Origin of the sequence: Fulvivirga kasyanovii (genome assembly GCF_009711405.1) — a bacterium.
Lineage (GTDB): Bacteria > Bacteroidota > Bacteroidia > Cytophagales > Cyclobacteriaceae > Fulvivirga > Fulvivirga kasyanovii.
This window is the reverse complement of record NZ_SMLW01000529.1, coordinates 1-16612: the sequence shown is the minus strand read 5'-3', so window position 1 is coordinate 16612 and position 16612 is coordinate 1. Positions and strand designations below refer to the sequence as shown.

The following is a 16612-nucleotide window of genomic DNA, read 5'->3' as shown; positions in this document are numbered from 1 at the left end:
ATTCAAGGGGAAGGAAAGAGTATCGGGCGCCCTAGTATTTTCATTCGCACATCACTTTGCAACCTGCACTGCTCATGGTGCGACACTGATTACACCTGGAACTGGATAGGAACACCATTCAAACACGAAAAGGATTCGGAACCGGGCTATGAAAAGTACTCAAAAGCCGACTATATGGTGCAGCTTTCCATCCAGGAGATAGCCGCAGAACTGGCGCCAATCAACTGTAGAAATGTGGTATTGACCGGCGGCGAACCTCTGCTACAGCAAGCGGAATTAACAGAGCTCATGCTCCTGCTCAGAAAAGCCGATGCAGGCTATCGCTTTGAGATCGAAACGAATGGCACCATTGCCCCTGCAAAAGCGTTCGACGACCTGGTTGATCAATATAATGTAAGCCCTAAACTGGCCAACTCAAATAACCCGCTGAAACTGCGTGAAAAGGCAGATGTTTATAAATATTTTTCTGAGAACCCAAAAGCTGTTTTTAAGTTTGTAGTCAGTAATGAAGAGGACCTGCAGGAGGTACTGGCACTGATCTCAAAATATAAAATAAAACCACGGCATGTATATTTAATGCCGGAGGGCACCTCTCCCGAAAAGCTCAGGGCTAAACAACAGTGGCTGATTGAGGCTTGCAAACAACATAACTTCAACTACACCGACCGGCTTCACATACATATTTACGGTAATAAAAGAGGGGTTTAAGCAGCACCTGCTTTTGAACTACTGTGTGACTTGCTAAAAGCAATCGGCAAATGCAGTTGGCAAGCTTATATAAAATAACGATAGGCGTGGTTTATTCAATTTTCAATGGTAAACTTCCCTTGCGAGCTTTATTTTCTGAGCCGTTTGTTCCTCAGGCTTTCAATTTGATCCTCCTTATACTGAAAATTACCCATCTCAGGCGTATTTCTCTATTGCATAAGCTGTTGAATATGTGTAAATTATTCTAAAAAATGTACCCCCATGCGTTTCCAATTTCTCCTGACATTCTGCGCTGTCCTCAATGCAGGCCAGGCACAACAGATAGGTGAAGTAGACTATCCCTATCTTGGTATTAAGTTCACTATTCCTGCAGGCTGGAAAGGTGCAGAAACCGAAGGCGCGTATATCATCGGTTCTGACACCCAGCCAGGCTTTATATTGATGGTGCCCCATGAGATCAAGGATGTGGCGCTTCTTAAAACTGAGGCCAGGAATGGCCTTTCGGAAGAAGGTATTTATCTGTCGATGACATCAGATTTTGAAAGTGTGGGTCCGGGTGGTATCGGCGCAGAGTTCAACGGCACCATCCAGGGAGTTGCCGCCAAAGCCTATGTGGTTGGGGTAATCAATCCTTTGGGGTATGGGGTGACGATTATAGCTGCCACTGATGTGCCAAATTATTCACCAGCTTATAAAAAACTAGCCAAACAGGTAGCTATGAGCCTTAAGTTCACACATCCCAAAGAGCCGCCTTTTGCCAGCCAGTGGAAAGAGGCTCTGAACGGTGCCACACTAACCTATATGAATTCATCTTACAGCAGCGGTCCCTCTTCTGACGGATATAGCAGCTATAGTGGATACAGTTCACATATAGAAATCACGCTTTGTCCTTCGGGAGCCTTTTCCTATAGCAGCAGTTCAAGCTCTTCAATAGATACCGGCGGTGGCTCTATGTCATCCGGCGGTAAAGGCGGCGGACAGGGCAAATGGAGTCTCACCGGTGATGCAGGCGGCAATAATGTATTGAAACTTGAGTTCTCCAACGGCAGGGTTGATACCTATACCCTATCCTATAACAATGACAAGACGTACCTGAACGGCAAACGCTATTTCAGGACTTTCAAACAAAATTGCTACTGATACCTGTTTACAATTGGGCCTCGCGTAAAACCTGTGGAGTGAGTGAACCGGAAAAACTCAAACTCTCACCGCAAAGCTTACCAGCGAAACAAGATAAAACTGCGCCTATTGCTATTTCACCCTGATTTTACCAACTGCTATTCACAGTCCGGCAAACACGGAGCAACAAATTAGTTTCTCTCCGGAAATTCAACCTGCCCCTTACATATAAAGCCTGGGAATAAGGAAAGTGGCTAATAACCAGAAAATAAAGCACAACAGTCCCCCAACCTTTAGAAAGTCTGTAAACTTGTAGTTACCAGGGCCATATACCATGGCATTGGTCTGGTAGCCGACTGGTGTCAGGAAGCTGGTGTTGGCACCAAATAAAATGGCTATTACCAGAGGTTCCGGTGGCATCCCGATTTCTGCGGCTATACGGATGGCAATGGGTACCAACAACACCGCTGTAGCCTGATTAGAGATAATGCCGGTAAGCAAAGTAGTAAGCAGGAATACCCCGGATACAACGAATGCCGGTGAGGTGCCTGAGGTAAGCTCCACAAAACCATGAGCTATCAGTGCATCGGCTCCGGTCTTATTCATGGCTGTACCCAGCGGAATGATACCCGCCAAAAGAAATACTACTTTCCATTCTACATTCTGGTACGCCCGTTTCAAAGTTATACACCGCGTAAGCACCATGAGCGTAACGCCTATCCATGCGCCAATCAGTATGGGCAGAATGTTGGTAACGGCCAGTAAGATCACTCCCAGCAGTATGGCAACGGAAACTGCCAGCTTATCCTTACGGTATAAGTGTTTTTCTATTTCATGCTTCTCGATCCTTTGAATGGTTATCCAGTCATTTCTGGAATAGAAGGTCTTAGGTTCGCTGTCTCCATCCATCAAAAGTATATCACCAAGGCTGATTTTATGCTCCATCAGTTTCTGGTCTCCAATCACACCTCCTTTTCTGACCGCAAGAGGATAGGCATCGTAGAACCGACGAAAATCCACGTCTTTTATTTTCCGGTCTATCAGATTCGAATTAGGCACCACTAAAGCCTCAAAAAGGTTAGTTTCGACACTTTCGTCATTAACGTGCTTTAAGCGGTCATTGGTTATAATTTTCACATTAGGATTATTACTCAGCTTGATCAGTTCCTTGATGTTGGCCTTGACCACTAAAACATCGTTTTCCTGAAGCCTCCCAATATGTACGGGTGAAAAAGAAGCTTCACCGTTATCCTTCCTGATAACTCTTAGTACATTCAGCTCCCTTGTCGGGGCCAAAGGGCCTCCGTTAAGGCTTTTATTGATCAAAGCCGAGCCTTCGGGTATAATTATTTCTGTCAGGTAGTTGGCCGGGCCATGACCATCATCTATCACCTCTTCCTGATTGCTGTCCTTTTTTAACCAGTGCCTGCCTATGAAGATCATGTACAGCATCAGGGCGAAGAACAGTATCCCTCCCATGAGTGTCAGGTCAAAAATACGAAGCTTTTCCAGCCCGTAACTCTGTCCCAATGAATTGATCAAAAGGTTGGTAGATGTGCCGATCATGGTAGAGGCCCCACCGATCATTGCCGCAAAGGAAAGAGGCACCAGCAAAACAGACACCTGTATACCGGTCGACCGGGCAATCCTGAACATTACCGGAATAAAAACTGCCACTACGGCTGTAGTATTAATAAAGGCAGAAGCAAAGGCTGAAATAAGCATTATGATGATCAGGGTAAACCATTCATACCTGCCTGTAAGGCTGATCATTTTATCGCCAAGCAGCTCAACAGCACCGGTATTCTTAAGGCCTTCACTGAGAATGAGCAGGGCCAGCACAGTGGTGGTCGCCGTATTGCTAAAACCTGAAATGCCCTCTTCTGGTGTTAAAATGCCTGTAGCCATCAACGAAACCATGACCAGCAGCGCAGTAAGGTCTACAGATATAGCTCCTGAAGTAAATAGCACCAATGCGCCTAACACAATGGTAAACAGCAAGATAATTTCAAAGGTCATATACTCACTTCCTCAATATTTTCTTCTTAAACCTGAAATACCTTGTGGTACCGTACACAGCCATTGATATACCCAGGATTAAAAAAATCAGCGAAAGGGCCGAAAATAGCCACGAAACAAAAAACTTAAAGATAAAGGCACTTATCCCCACGAGGGCCAAAGATCCTCTGTAGTATGACATCAGTGTCCTTTCGTTGGCCAATTGGGTCCTGATCCTGGCAAAATAATGTCTTCTGTCCCTCATAACTTTTCTTTTGCATAGAATATAATAAATTGCACGGTTAATTTTACTAGTTTAATGCAAGTATTAACCTATACCCATTCTTTATGTTTAGTGAAATCTCAGATGCATCGGAAATAGTAGTGGATAAACTGCAAGGTTGGCTGGAAGCGCTTATTGTCATGCTGCCCAATCTGGTAATTGCCATTTTAGTTATCGTTATAGCTTACATTATTTCAAAAATCGTAAGCAATATCCTTAGCCGGGTATTGCACAGGCTGATGCAAAACGAATCGGTGATCACACTCATCAGGTCCATCACTTCATTCCTTATTGTGGTTGTAGGGCTAATGATAGCCCTTGGAGTGCTCAATTTGGATAAAACGGTAACTTCTGTACTGGCCGGTGTCGGTGTAATAGGCCTGGCCCTGGGTTTTGCTTTTCAGGATGCTGCTTCCAACCTCATATCAGGAGTGATCATGGCCGTACAAAGCCCGATCAACGTGGGTGATATTATAGAGTCTAACGATGTGTTTGGTACAGTAAAGGAAATAGGTTTGCGGGCTACTATAATTTATGACCCCAAAGGCCAGGATGTAGTGATCCCCAACAGGCTGATCTTTCAAAACCCATATAAGCACTACACCATCAACGGCAACAGGCGCATTGACCTGGAGTGTGGAATTTCCTACGGTGATGACCTGGACAAGGTGGAGGAAATATCCGTTGCGGCCATCAAAAAAATACCCTACCTACAGGCCGGCAAAAGCGTTGAGTTTTTCTACCAGGAGTTTGGTGATAGCTCTATCAATTTTGTAGTCAGGTATTGGGTGAATTTCAAACGTCAGCCGGATTACCTCCAGGCGCAGAGTGATGGTATAAAGAATTTAAAAAAGGCGTATGATCAAAACGGCATCACCATTCCATTCCCAATTCGTACGCTCGATTTCGGTATCAAGGGAGGAGAAAGGCTTTCCGAAGTTTTAAAGAAGAACTGACCTTCTACTTCAATATTCTTTTAAAGCCGTCAAAATCAAGTGGGTTGGATGAAATACCAACCCTGAACACTTCTGCCGTACGCAAAAACTGGATATTGTAGTAATCCTGTCCGCGATAATACTGCACGAAAAAACCTAATTCGGACAGCCAGCCGGGATAGTAAAAGTAAGTAACCTCAGCAATCAGCCTCTTGTCTATATCATCGGCGGCAGCATCCCTCATGTCACCAAATATCCAGCCACTATGAAACCTCAGCCTGGAGCGGGAAAAGAAATCAGACCATGACTTTCCAGGTTCTCCCAGCGGGATTTTAAAAAGGTTATAGGTAAGAAAGAGCCTGTAAAACCCGTAGGTATCCCTTAGCTCCTTGGCTGACATCTTTGAAGAGTAAAAACGAAAGGCTGTTCTTAAATTGGTATAATAATTATTCTGACCACCTCTGTTACGGCGCTTGAAAGTGGAGAAAGCCAATTCCAGATAATTGGTAGAGAAATTACCGTTATCATAGTTGATTTGTCCGGTATCATTGCCCAGGCTGTCTTCAATATAGAAGCTCTCCGCTTTGCCATTGGAATGGTGCCCTACCGAAACCTCCCAAAAGACCTGATCAAGAAAAGTTTTGCTAAGAAAAGAGCCTTCACCCGAGGGTATTCTCCGGTAGTACGTCAATACCGGGTTATAGCTCGGTGGCGGAATGGGAAAAGATTTTTTGTCCCTTATCCTAATGGTAATATTCAAATTAAGCTCAAGTGCCCAGTTGATTTTTTCTTTTTTGAGAAAATAGTTACCGGAAAACCGTGCCTCCGTAACCATATTGGGAAGGTTACCAATACCATCATAAAACGTAAGGTAGGTCAGTTGCCGGTTGGCATATATAAGAGGCAAAAATCCCGTTGTTCCGTTAGCATTCGTAGTATCCTGCTGGCCCAGGCAGCAGTGTGTGACATACAACATTCCAAAAATCAATAGCAGTTTCTTCATACCTATTTATTTAAAGCTCCGGTTAGGTTTAGCAAAACATTCTACCTTCTAACTACTCAAAAATGACATTGTTCATTACTATCCTGAATTACCTGATCCATACCGTAAACTATTCACTTACTGCCGTGTTGATCTACTATAGATTTGAAAAATGGTATGCTCTTATCAGTTTTATCCATCTTCCTCGGGGCTATTTTAGCTTCTTTTGTTGCCAAAAAATTCAATAAAAGTGCAGGTATTCTATTAGCGATCATCCCGCTGGGGTCACTTGGCTATTTCCTCAGTCTCTATGAAAAGGTCAGGCATGGTGAAGTATTAGCTATAACCTATTCTTGGGTAGACACTTTAAACATTCACCTTTCGTTTTACCTGGATGGTCTCAGCATGCTGTTTGTGCTGCTCATTTTAGGCATAGGTGTACTGATACTGGTCTATTCCAACGGCTATATGCTACACCATGAGGGTAAAGGCAAATTCTATAGCTACATGTTGCTGTTCATGGGTGCCATGCTGGGTCTGGTGCTGGCAGGCAACCTCATTACCTTATATGTATTCTGGGAACTCACCGGCATCACTTCTTTTCTTCTTATTGGCTTTAAACATACGGAAAAGTCCGCACGTGCTGCTGCCCTGCAGGCATTGCTAGTTACTGAACTTGGCGGCCTGGCCTTGCTTACAGGTTTTATTATAATTGGCAACATCAGCAACAGCTATGAGATCAGTGAGCTGCTGAACCAGCATGAAGTACTGACAGGCCATCCGCTTTATACTCCTATGCTGCTGCTCATTCTGCTGGGGGCGTTTACCAAATCAGCCCAATTCCCTTTCCACTTCTGGTTGCCATCAGCTATGAAGGCCCCCACGCCCGTAAGTGCCTATCTGCATTCCGCAGCCATGGTAAACGCAGGTATTTATCTACTGGCAAGATTAAATCCTATGCTGGGCAACACTGACATGTGGCAAAATTATGTCACTCTGTTCGGCGGCATCACCATGCTCGCCGGGGCTTACCTTTCTTTAACTCAAAAAGATTTGAAAGCCATATTAGCTTATGTTACAATCAGTGCGCTGGGTATACTGATGATGCTGATTGGTATTGGTACATTCCTTTCAGTAAAGGCAGCCTTACTGTACCTTGTAGTACATGCCCTGTACAAAGCCACCTTATTTATGACCGCCGGCACCATTGATGAAACAACCGGTACCCGCAACATTGATGAACTGGGTGGCCTGTGGAAAGCCATGCCTGTTACAATGGTAGCTTCCATCCTGGCCCTGCTGTCTATGGCCGGACTTCCTCCTATGCTGGGCTACATTAGCAAGGAGTTTATCTATGAAGCTGGCAAACAGGCTCCGGGAGTGTCTGACTACGTGCTTGTATGTAGTGTACTTGCCAATGCATTTATGGTGGCCATCTCCATTATTTACGGATATAAGATCTTTTTTAGAAAAAAACACCTGAACAAACCCATAACAGAAGCCGGTGCCACATTTTGGGCAGGCCCGGCACTTCTAGCTGTCTTCAGTCTTATACTGGCCCTGTTTCCCAAACCTCTGGAACCCTTGCTGGAGTCAGCCCTGGGAGCTGTAAAAGTGGTTCCCATCAAGGTAGAATTGAAGTTTTGGCATGGCTTCAATGTCGTTTTCCTGCTTAGCCTGATAACCGTAACCGTAGGCGTGCTGCTCTTCTGGGGCAGAAAACAGGTTATACCATTCCTTGAAAAAATAAACGCACGCCTATTCAAAATTGAACTGGCCCATGTTTTCAACAAGACTATTACCCAACTGGTAAGCCTTGCAAAAAAGAACACCAGCTTCTTTCAGCATGGGTATTACCGCATTTATATCATGGTGATCTTTATAGTGGCCTCCGGGTTGGTTTGGTACCAACTCTATCGCACCTGGACGTGGCAGTTTACTGAAGGACTCTCTCCGGTTTCCTATTACGCTACTGCTATTGTTGTAGCTATATGTGTTGCCGCTGTAGCGGTAGCCATTTCCAGGTCCAGGCTGGTCGCCATTATCACCATAGGTGTTGCCGGCTTTGGCATAGCACTTTTATACATGATCTATGGGGCAGTAGACCTGGCCATTACTCAGGTTTTTGTAGAAGTGTTAACACTCGTGCTCTTTATCATGATATTCCATAAGCTTCCCGCATTCTCAAAGCACCTGTCCCGAACATCCAAAACCCGTGATGCTGTGATCGCTCTTACGGTAGGAGTTTTAATGGCTGCACTGGTGATCAAAGCTGATCACCTGAACTTAAGCTATCCGGTGTCCAACTATATCGCCCAAAACAGCTACGAAGAGGGGCACGGCCGGAATATTGTCAATGTAATTCTGGTGGACTTCCGGGCCTTTGATACGCTGGGCGAGGTAATAGTAATAACCATGGCCTCTCTGGGGATTTTCAGTTTGTTAAAAATTAAAAAATCCAAAACGACAAATTAGGCAAGCATATGAACTCGATTATATTAAAAATAACAGCCAAATACCTCAAACCTGTCTTTATTGTATTTTCTATCTATGTTTTGCTACGCGGCCATAATTCACCGGGAGGTGGCTTTATAGCCGGGCTGCTGGCCAGTTCGGGTATACTTTTTTATAGCCTGACTTATGGCAGTGATGCCATCAACCAAACCTATCTCAAACCTAAGTCTTTTATCATTCTCGGCCTGGTCGGCATTTTGCTCAGTGCTACCATTGGCTTTCTGGCTTCCAAGCCATTACTAACCGGTGTATGGCATACTTTTAAAACCGGGCTTTTCGAGGTAAAAGTGGGCACCCCGCTCCTGTTTGATAGCGGCGTTTATTTTCTGGTAATCGGAAGCCTGCTGACCATCACATCATCAATAATGGAGGAAATAGAATGGAAATAATATTTGCCATAGCCATAGGTGTACTCTATGCCGTGTCTGTTTATTTATTACTGAGGCGGAGTATAGTAAAACTGATCCTCGGTATCATGTTCCTCAGCAATGCCACAAACCTGCTTTTGTTCACCTCAGGCGGATTGAGTAAAGGCAAGCCGGCTTTTATTGAAAAAGGGAGTAATGTGCCGGAGCCTGGTATAGCAGACCCGTTGCCTCAGGCGCTAATCCTTACGGCTATTGTTATTGGGTTTGGGATCATAGCTTTTACACTGGTGCTCACCTACAAATATTACAGTAAAACCGGGACAGAAGACTTGGACAAAGTGCAGGAAACGGATCAATTTGAATGAAAGGAATGCTCACATTACCCATATTAATACCATTAATAGCCATACCTATCCTGCTTGTGATCAAAAATAACAGGATCAAGCGGATCATCAGTATCTCAGCCACTGCTGCGTTGGTGGTCGTCTCTGTTCATCTGTTGCAAACAGTGCAGCAAAGCGGCATTCAGGTCATGAACATAGGCAACTGGTCAGCCCCAATAGGCATACCCATAGTTATTGACCTTTACAGCGCGATCATGCTGATTATGGCTGGTATAATAGGCTTTTGCATATCAATATATGCCTCTAAAAACATTGGCAGCCAACGCGAGAACCACCATTTCCACCCGTTGTTCCATGCCTTGCTTCTGGGGGTAAACGGTGCGTTCATCACTGGCGATATATTTAATCTTTTTGTATGGTTTGAGGTTATGCTCATGGCTTCTTTTTGCCTGCTAATCCTGGGCAATGAACGCGCACAGTTGGAAGGTGCCATCAAGTATATTACCATGAGCCTTATATCCTCTTTTCTGTTTGTGGCAGGAATTGGCCTGATCTATGGTGAAACGGGCACACTTAATATGGCTGACCTCGCCAGGATTATAGAAGACGATGATGCCATGCTGATGAACACTTCTGCTATGCTTTTCTTTATTGCCTTTGGCATCAAGGCAGCGATATTTCCATTTTTTTACTGGCTGCCTGCATCGTACCACACACCTCCGGCAGCAGTCAGCGCTTTATTTGCCGGCCTCCTTACCAAAGTAGGTGTATATGCCATGGTACGCTTTTTCACCCTGTTCTTCGTGCACAACGACGCTTTCTGGCATACTCTTTTACTGGTTGTTGCCGGTGCTACTATGTTTATCGGTGTTATTATGGCGGCTTCGCAAAACGACATCAGGCGTATCTTGTCTTTCCACATCATCAGCCAGATCGGGTACATGATCATGGGGCTTGGCATATTTACTCCACTAGCCATCAGCGGCGCTATATATTTTACCTTCCATAATGTAATGGCCAAAACAAACACTTTCCTGGTAGCGGGTATCATCAACAGTCTCAAAGGGTCATACCACATCAAAACCCTCGGGGGACTTTACAAACAGCATCCATTGGTAGCTTTTATTTTCTTTATACCTGCCATGGCACTGGCCGGGCTGCCTCCCCTATCGGGCTTCTTCGCCAAGTTCGTGCTGGTAAAAGCCGGGCTGGAAAGCAATGAGTATCTCATTACCTTCGTCGCACTTCTGGTCAGCATCATTACATTATTTTCAATGGTTAAAATATGGGGCCATGCATTTTGGAAAAGTGAAGAAAACGGTGAACATGACAGCACCAGGAGGCCAGCCCTGACACTGGTAATACCCTGCGTACTCCTTTGCTGTATCAGTGCCGGTATAGGCATAGGCGCCAATTATTGCCTTGAACTTACCACAAGTGCGGCAGAACAATTGTTGGACAAGAAACATTATGTAGAAGCAGTGCTTAAAATTTCGGAACATGAAAATCCTCATTAAAATCTGGCACATCACAGAGTTTATATTCTTTTACCTTGGCAGGTTGATCAGCTCCAATATAGAGGTTGCCATTGAAATACTAACCCCAAGGTTCCGGATGCATCCTGCTATTGTAGAGGTGCCTATAGTGGTAAAATCAGACCATGAAGTATTGGCCCTGGTCAATCTGATCACTATGACACCCGGCACCCTGAGCCTCGACATTTCCGATGACAAAAAGAGGCTCTATGTACACGCTATGTATGCTGAGGACACTGATGAATTCATCAAAGACATTCAAAAACTGGAAAGGAAGATACAAAAACTACTCAACTGAGATGATAGAAAGCGCGGCATATATTGTGATGATCCTTCTGATGGTTTCTTTTTTTATCTCCTTTATCCGACTGTTAATAGGACCATCATTACCAGACCGGGTCATTTCCCTCGACCTCATCTCTTCCATAAGCATGGGTATTATCATAACCTATGCCTTTATCAGTAAAAAAATAGTTTATCTGGATACCGTTTTTATAATCGCGCTGATCATATTTCTCGGCACGGTAACCATTGCCAAATACTTAAAGGAAACAAAAACGAAAGATGATTAAGGAGTGGACCATTATCATACTGTTAGGGCTTGGAGCACTATTTATCCTTTTGGCCAGTGTAGGCCTGCTCAGACTGCCTGACATTTACATGAGGATGCATGCTACTACAAAAGTACCGACTTTGGGTATCATGCTTATGCTCGCAAGCCTGTGCATCTATTTCACATCCGCTTTGACCATATTAAAGTCCATTCTGATCATTACATTTATCTTTCTTACCATACCGGTGGCCACGCATATGATAGGGCGCTCTGCCCATCTGATGAACACTAAAAAATGGAAAAACACGGGTCGCGATGACTTGGAAAAAGCCCAGGAAAAAGAGAAACAAAAAACCTCCTGATTAGGATCGTATTTTTATTCCGGATCAATTTCATTTTTGAATTGTTAAAAGTAACTTAAGAGAAGCCCTGGCAATTACTGCATGCAACCAGAAAAAGTAATGCCCAAGGGGTGATGTATAGGTCTCTCATTGGGTAGCCTAATGCACAATGGGGGTACTCGTTTTCTCAGCATAATTGATGAAGATGATAGTAAAACTGAATTAAGCCAATGGCCTGCTTCTTGTCCGTCTTTAAATAATGAGTTTGCAGTTAAAAAGATCAGAAGATTTTTCTACCGGCGTCCTGCGTGTGATTGATGAGGAAATCAGCAGGGCTTATAATTTGCTTCACGACGTCCCTCCGCTGGACAGGCATGAGACTATACATGAACTAAGGAAGACCTTCAAGGAGCTTCGTGCCATATTCAGGCTGATCAGGGATGAAATGGGCGAAGAGGCGTTTAAAAAGGAAAACATATTCTTCAGAGACCTTGGCAGGCAAATTTCGGAGATACGTGACCACACGGCTGTAATGGAAACTACGGAGCAGTTACGGGAGCAGTATACGCAGGGATTTGACAGTGAATTGTTCGCCCCTGCTATTACATACCAACTGCAAGAACGGCAAAAGCTGGAAGATGCTTATGTCAATAACGATGTACCCGGTTACCTGCGATCACAGTTGGGCAATAAACTACAGGAGCACCGTAGCTGGACTGTAAGTGTAAATGCTTTTGAACAGATAGCCCCCAGCTTAAAACGAGTTTATAAAAGAGGCCAACATAGCCTCAGGGTTGCCATGGCCAGCCAGGCTACGGAAGACCTCCACGAGTGGAGGAAAAGAGTAAAGTATCTTAGGTATCAGATAGATACGCTGTCCAGGATATGGCCCGGCCTGATGGGGTCACTCGAAGATGAATTACACGACCTGTCGGATCTTTTGGGATTTGATCATGATTTATCCATTGTCCAAAAACAAATCAATGACAATATGGTTGTATTTGAAAACCCTGTAGACAAATCGCTGGTGATAACTATTATAGAACATCACCGCAGCCAACTGCAAAGGCATGCATTGATCAAGGGGCAAAATTGTTATTACGAAAAACCAACGGCATTCATAGACCGGATACATGCTTATTGGTCAAACTATGAAAAGAAAATGTCTGATAATGAATTAGTTAAAAAAGAAAATCTTAAATACTAAATTCCCGGACAAGTTTTACCGGTTTTGGCGCACCGAAAAGTGCCTGTTTTCGTTAAATATTAATAGAGAGTTTTTGAAATTTTAAATGCAGAATTATTATGATTATCGATATTAGAAGACACCTTAAAGGGTTCCCGGAATCCAGTAAATATATTTCAACCAAGGAAATTGAAGAGAGAGTAAATAAGGTACTCGCTTACATGAAAATGGAAATAGCTGCGCGTAAAATTGCGCTCAGTAAAATGAAATAGCAGGCAGGTACAGCAAGTATTTGGTTCTGTTAACTAAACCGGCTGATAATATCAGCCAGTTTAGTTTCTTTTTCTTTAAAGAAATAACTTATCAGTTTTTCTGAATCACACCGCATCCTACGCGCTTACCTGCTGCCCCTGAAGGCTGCGAAGTGAAGTCATCCGCGTCAGCATGGATAATAATGGCTTTGTTGATAATGTTGGTGCTGTCAGCCCCACCAATTGACCACCCTGAAATAGTGGCTGTAAGCACACCTTTTCCGTCTTCTCCCACTTCAAGGTTGGCAATATCCCCTGCATGGTACAGGTGGTCTACCGCTCTCTTGCCATGCTTAACTCCTGCAGGGTTCCAGTGCCCTCCGGCTGATGTAGCATCAGGAGCACTGCAATCACCTTTTTCATGTAAATGCAAGGCATGCTCCCCGGGAGTAGCTCCTTCAACTGTCAGTTTGAAGGTAACGTCGCCTTCACCAAGATCTGTAAAAGTAGCTTCACCAGTCAGTGTACTACCGCTGGCACTTGAAATGGTAGCTTTAGCCGTATTTAAAACTTTCTCTTCAGCAACAGGCTCCTCAGTTTCCACTGCGGCTACTTCCGGTTCTTCGGTAGTATCCTCTTCTTTGTTTGCAGGGCCACATGCTGCCAATAAGGCGAAGCTGCCGACTAAAAAGTGCATTTTTAAGTTTTTCATAATGTATTTTTGGTTAGTTTTTGTTTGGTTGCCAAGTTAAAAGAAATATAAGTTTTATGCATTGCAATTACGCATGAATACACCTCAGCGTCGTTACTCCTCCACTAAATGCTGATAATCTTCCGATTTCCTGATCACACTTTTTACTACCGGGCAGCTAGGTTTTATGGAAATGTCCCGGTCCTTGGCATAGGCCAGCGCACTTTCCACAAGGTGTTGGGCCACGCCCATACCTCGTGAAGGCTCGGGCACATGGGTTTCCTTAAAATCAAGATGCTTCTCTCCAAGGCGTTCATAAGTAAGCTGCGCCATTCCTCCTTTTACTTTTGCAAAAAAGAGCTTGTTGTTGATGTCATGTTGAACATTAAGGTTGTGCATAATAGATGTTGTTTATATTTCTAAAACTTCTTCAAAGCTGATAATGTTTAGCATAATCCTGCTGGCTGTTCCTGATAACCTCATAAGCCTCTTCTTTACCATAGACCTCAGCTATTTCCGTAGTCTTTTGAGGCGCCTCTCCCGGCATCTGCTTATAAGTCAGGAAGTAGTGCTTCAACCTGTTGATCAAAGAGTCGGGACAATCTTCCAGCGTTTTCCATTCCTGGTACACTTCGTCTCCCTTAAGTATGGCAATAATTTTATCGTCTGCCTCACCTCCGTCGATCATCCGGAAGCCCCCGATAGGGATAGCAGGCACGAGAATATAGCCTTGTACAATATTCCTCTCGGTAAGTACACATATATCCAGCGGATCCCCATCTCCTTTGATTCCTTTGCGGCCTGTATGCTTTTCGCAGACATTAGCCACATTTTCAGCACAATAAGTCTGTGGTACAAAGCCATACAATGCAGGCACTATGTTGGAAAACTTCTGAGGGCGGTCTACTTTCAGAAAGCCGGAATCCTTATCGATCTCGTACTTCACACCATCGGCAGGTGTCATTTCTATAAAGGCGTTAACTATTGACGGGGCATCGGTACCTGTGGGTATTCCATGCCAGGGGTGAGACAGATAAGGTTTGTATTCGTTTGTTATCATTTTTAATTTATAGATGTACTTTTAAATTTTACTAACACTAGTGAATAAATCATTGTTTAATATTATAGGATTTCATAAAAAATATCATCACTGTCACTTATCGCTGTAATTTGTGATTTAACGATAATAATTTTGATTAACAAAATTTGGTTGATCTTTAAGGAAAATGTTAGTTAGTTTAGAGTCTATTTTTTAATTTATATCAACGGCGCTTTTATGAAGAAACCCATAATATTTTTACTCATTTGTCTTGCCGGTGCAGGAGCTTCGGCTCAGGATACGGAAGGCCAGGCACAGGTACAGGAACCACAAAACCTGAACGAGCAATTTAAGCAGCTCAAAGATAATTCAGAGACTTTTAAATCCTATAAGGTAATTAAAGAAACTGAGCTGAACGCGTTTTGGAAAACAGTACAGGACTCGGTTAGCAATAAAGAGCAACGGCTTTCAGATGCTCAAAACCTGATAGATGTCCAGGAAAAAGAGCTGGCTGAGCTCCGTAGCGTGATCAAAGAAAAGGATGAGCAACTGGCGGAAAAGGAACATGCAGGCACCCACATCACGGTTATGGGTATCGACTTTCTCAAAGACAGCTATATTCTTATTAACGTGGTGATCATTTCACTGCTACTGATAGCCATGGCCATATTGCTTTATAAATTTAAAGACAATAACAGAATAGCCCGCAAAAAAACCAATGACTATGAAAGGCTGGACAATGAATTTGAAAACTACAAAAGAAATGCGCTTGAAAAGCAAATGAAGCTTAGAAGGGATTTGCAAACAGCCAAAAACCGACTGGATGAAATAAGGAGCACCTAATAGATGCTCCTTTATTTATTATTGATATTTAATCTTTGATTAGTTAGCCAGGTAAGGCTTCAAAAGTTCGTTTTTAGGGTTCTTAGATAATTTTCTAAGAGCCTTTTCTTTTATCTGCCTAACCCTCTCTCTTGTTAAACCCAGGTTTTCACCGATATCTTCAAGAGACAAGCTGGTATTCTCGCTCAGTCCGAAATACTGACTGATAACGATCCTTTCTCTTTCTGTAAGTGTTGAAAGCAACCTGCCCACTTCTCTTCTCAGAGAGTCGCTATAAACGATGTTTTCCACTTCATTGCTGTCTTCATCTTCCATCACATCAAGCAAAGAGCTGCCTTCATCTTCAGAAAAAGGTTTATCAATAGAAACCTGCTTGGTTTGAGATCTTACCGTAGTTCTAACTTCATCTACAGTCATATCCAAAAGCTCTGCCAGTTCTTCATCGGTTGGTTCACGCTCAAACTGCTGCTCAAGCAGAGAAGAAGCCTGGTCTATTTTAGACAGTGCACCAATTTTATTTGAAGGTATCCTTACTATTCTGGAGTGCTCGGCCAAAGCCTGGATAATAGATTGTCTGATCCACCATACGGCATAGGATATAAATTTAAACCCACGTTTTTCGTCAAACCTTTTGGCGGCTTTCACCAAACCCAGGTTGCCCTCATTGATCAGGTCATTAAGAGGGATTTTATTAGAGTAGTGGTACTGCTTTGCAACAGATACAACGAACCTTAAATTCGCCTTCACCAGCTTTTCCAACGCAGCCTCGTCCCCTTCTCTGATCCTCTGAGCCAGATCCACCTCTTCCTCAGGTGTCAAAAGCTCATCTTTCGAAATTTCATTAAAGTACTTTTCAAGGGTTCTACTATCCCTGTTGGTAATAGATTGTGTGATCTTAAGTTGTCTCATTCTCCTATAATCC

General features: G+C 43.6%; 19 protein-coding genes. 12 read left to right on the top strand and 7 right to left on the bottom strand.

Annotated features, from left to right (window positions below; translation table 11 throughout):
- Positions 1-708: 7-carboxy-7-deazaguanine synthase QueE (locus tag E1163_RS11865; RefSeq protein ID WP_155171931.1), on the top strand; the 708-nt coding region annotated here is incomplete at its 5' end.
- A 261-nt stretch (positions 709-969) separates the two neighbouring features.
- The gene (locus tag E1163_RS11860; RefSeq protein WP_155171929.1) at positions 970-1848 is read left to right on the top strand and encodes a hypothetical protein; all 879 of its coding nucleotides are present in this window, start codon (positions 970-972) and stop codon (positions 1846-1848) included.
- A 201-nt stretch (positions 1849-2049) separates the two neighbouring features.
- Here E1163_RS11860 and E1163_RS11855 read toward each other — a convergent pair whose 3' ends face one another.
- Both E1163_RS11855 and E1163_RS11850 read right to left on the bottom strand, forming a co-directional pair.
- The gene (locus E1163_RS11855) at positions 2050-3846 is read right to left on the bottom strand and encodes an SLC13 family permease (RefSeq protein ID WP_155171928.1); all 1797 of its coding nucleotides are present in this window, start codon (positions 3844-3846) and stop codon (positions 2050-2052) included.
- Between the two features lie 4 nt (positions 3847-3850).
- Entirely contained in the window at positions 3851-4090 is a 240-nt protein-coding gene (locus E1163_RS11850) for a DUF202 domain-containing protein (protein WP_155171926.1), read from the bottom strand.
- A gap of 83 nt (positions 4091-4173) precedes the next feature.
- On the opposite strand from E1163_RS11850, the gene E1163_RS11845 reads away from it, so the two are divergent.
- A complete protein-coding gene (locus E1163_RS11845; RefSeq protein WP_155171924.1) occupies positions 4174-5064 on the top strand; it encodes a mechanosensitive ion channel family protein in 891 nt (296 codons plus the stop codon).
- Between the two features lie 4 nt (positions 5065-5068).
- Here the strand turns inward: E1163_RS11845 and E1163_RS11840 are convergent, their stop codons facing one another.
- On the bottom strand, positions 5069-6046 hold the full coding sequence (locus E1163_RS11840) for a hypothetical protein (protein ID WP_155171922.1): 978 nt from the start codon (positions 6044-6046) through the stop codon (positions 5069-5071).
- 156 nt (positions 6047-6202) lie between these two features.
- Between E1163_RS11840 and mbhE the strand changes: the two genes are divergently transcribed.
- From mbhE to E1163_RS11800, 8 genes are all read left to right on the top strand, one after another.
- Complete coding sequence (gene mbhE / locus E1163_RS11835) at positions 6203-8500, top strand: hydrogen gas-evolving membrane-bound hydrogenase subunit E (RefSeq protein WP_155171921.1); 2298 nt, start codon at positions 6203-6205, stop codon at positions 8498-8500.
- Between the two features lie 8 nt (positions 8501-8508).
- A complete protein-coding gene (locus E1163_RS11830; protein ID WP_155171920.1) occupies positions 8509-8928 on the top strand; it encodes an MnhB domain-containing protein in 420 nt (139 codons plus the stop codon).
- A complete protein-coding gene (locus tag E1163_RS11825) occupies positions 8919-9272 on the top strand; it encodes a Na+/H+ antiporter subunit C (RefSeq protein ID WP_155171919.1) in 354 nt (117 codons plus the stop codon). The genes E1163_RS11830 and E1163_RS11825 overlap by 10 nt, the downstream gene beginning before the upstream one ends.
- Positions 9269-10768, top strand: coding sequence for a Na+/H+ antiporter subunit D (locus E1163_RS11820; protein WP_155171918.1), 1500 nt, complete (start codon positions 9269-9271; stop codon positions 10766-10768). The genes E1163_RS11825 and E1163_RS11820 overlap by 4 nt, the downstream gene beginning before the upstream one ends.
- Complete coding sequence (locus tag E1163_RS11815; RefSeq protein WP_155171917.1) at positions 10752-11084, top strand: Na+/H+ antiporter subunit E; 333 nt, start codon at positions 10752-10754, stop codon at positions 11082-11084. The genes E1163_RS11820 and E1163_RS11815 overlap by 17 nt, the downstream gene beginning before the upstream one ends.
- 1 nt (position 11085) lies before the next feature.
- Positions 11086-11358: an MrpF/PhaF family protein gene (locus tag E1163_RS11810; RefSeq protein WP_185156059.1), complete on the top strand. Its 273-nt coding sequence runs from the start codon at positions 11086-11088 to the stop codon at positions 11356-11358.
- Positions 11351-11701: a monovalent cation/H(+) antiporter subunit G gene (mnhG, locus tag E1163_RS11805; protein WP_155171914.1), complete on the top strand. Its 351-nt coding sequence runs from the start codon at positions 11351-11353 to the stop codon at positions 11699-11701. Before E1163_RS11810 ends, mnhG begins: the two co-directional genes overlap by 8 nt.
- 238 nt (positions 11702-11939) lie before the next feature.
- The gene (locus tag E1163_RS11800) at positions 11940-12887 is read left to right on the top strand and encodes a CHAD domain-containing protein (protein WP_155171912.1); all 948 of its coding nucleotides are present in this window, start codon (positions 11940-11942) and stop codon (positions 12885-12887) included.
- Between the two features lie 342 nt (positions 12888-13229).
- On the opposite strand, the gene E1163_RS11795 is transcribed toward E1163_RS11800, so the two are convergent.
- The 3 genes from E1163_RS11795 to E1163_RS11785 form a co-directional block, all read right to left on the bottom strand.
- Complete coding sequence (locus tag E1163_RS11795; RefSeq protein WP_155171910.1) at positions 13230-13829, bottom strand: superoxide dismutase family protein; 600 nt, start codon at positions 13827-13829, stop codon at positions 13230-13232.
- A 93-nt stretch (positions 13830-13922) separates the two neighbouring features.
- Positions 13923-14207, bottom strand: coding sequence for a GNAT family N-acetyltransferase (locus E1163_RS11790; protein ID WP_155171908.1), 285 nt, complete (start codon positions 14205-14207; stop codon positions 13923-13925).
- Positions 14208-14238: 31 nt separating this feature from the next.
- Entirely contained in the window at positions 14239-14868 is a 630-nt protein-coding gene (locus tag E1163_RS11785) for an inorganic pyrophosphatase (protein ID WP_155171906.1), read from the bottom strand.
- Positions 14869-15084: 216 nt separating this feature from the next.
- Here E1163_RS11785 and E1163_RS11780 point away from each other — a divergent pair, with 216 nt between their 5' ends.
- Positions 15085-15690, top strand: a complete 606-nt coding sequence (locus E1163_RS11780; RefSeq protein ID WP_155171904.1) for a hypothetical protein — start codon at positions 15085-15087, stop codon at positions 15688-15690.
- A 39-nt stretch (positions 15691-15729) separates the two neighbouring features.
- Here E1163_RS11780 and E1163_RS11775 read toward each other — a convergent pair whose 3' ends face one another.
- Positions 15730-16599 (bottom strand): sigma-70 family RNA polymerase sigma factor, encoded by an 870-nt coding sequence (locus E1163_RS11775; protein ID WP_155171902.1) that lies wholly within the window; start codon positions 16597-16599, stop codon positions 15730-15732.
- Positions 16600-16612: the final 13 nt, after the last annotated feature.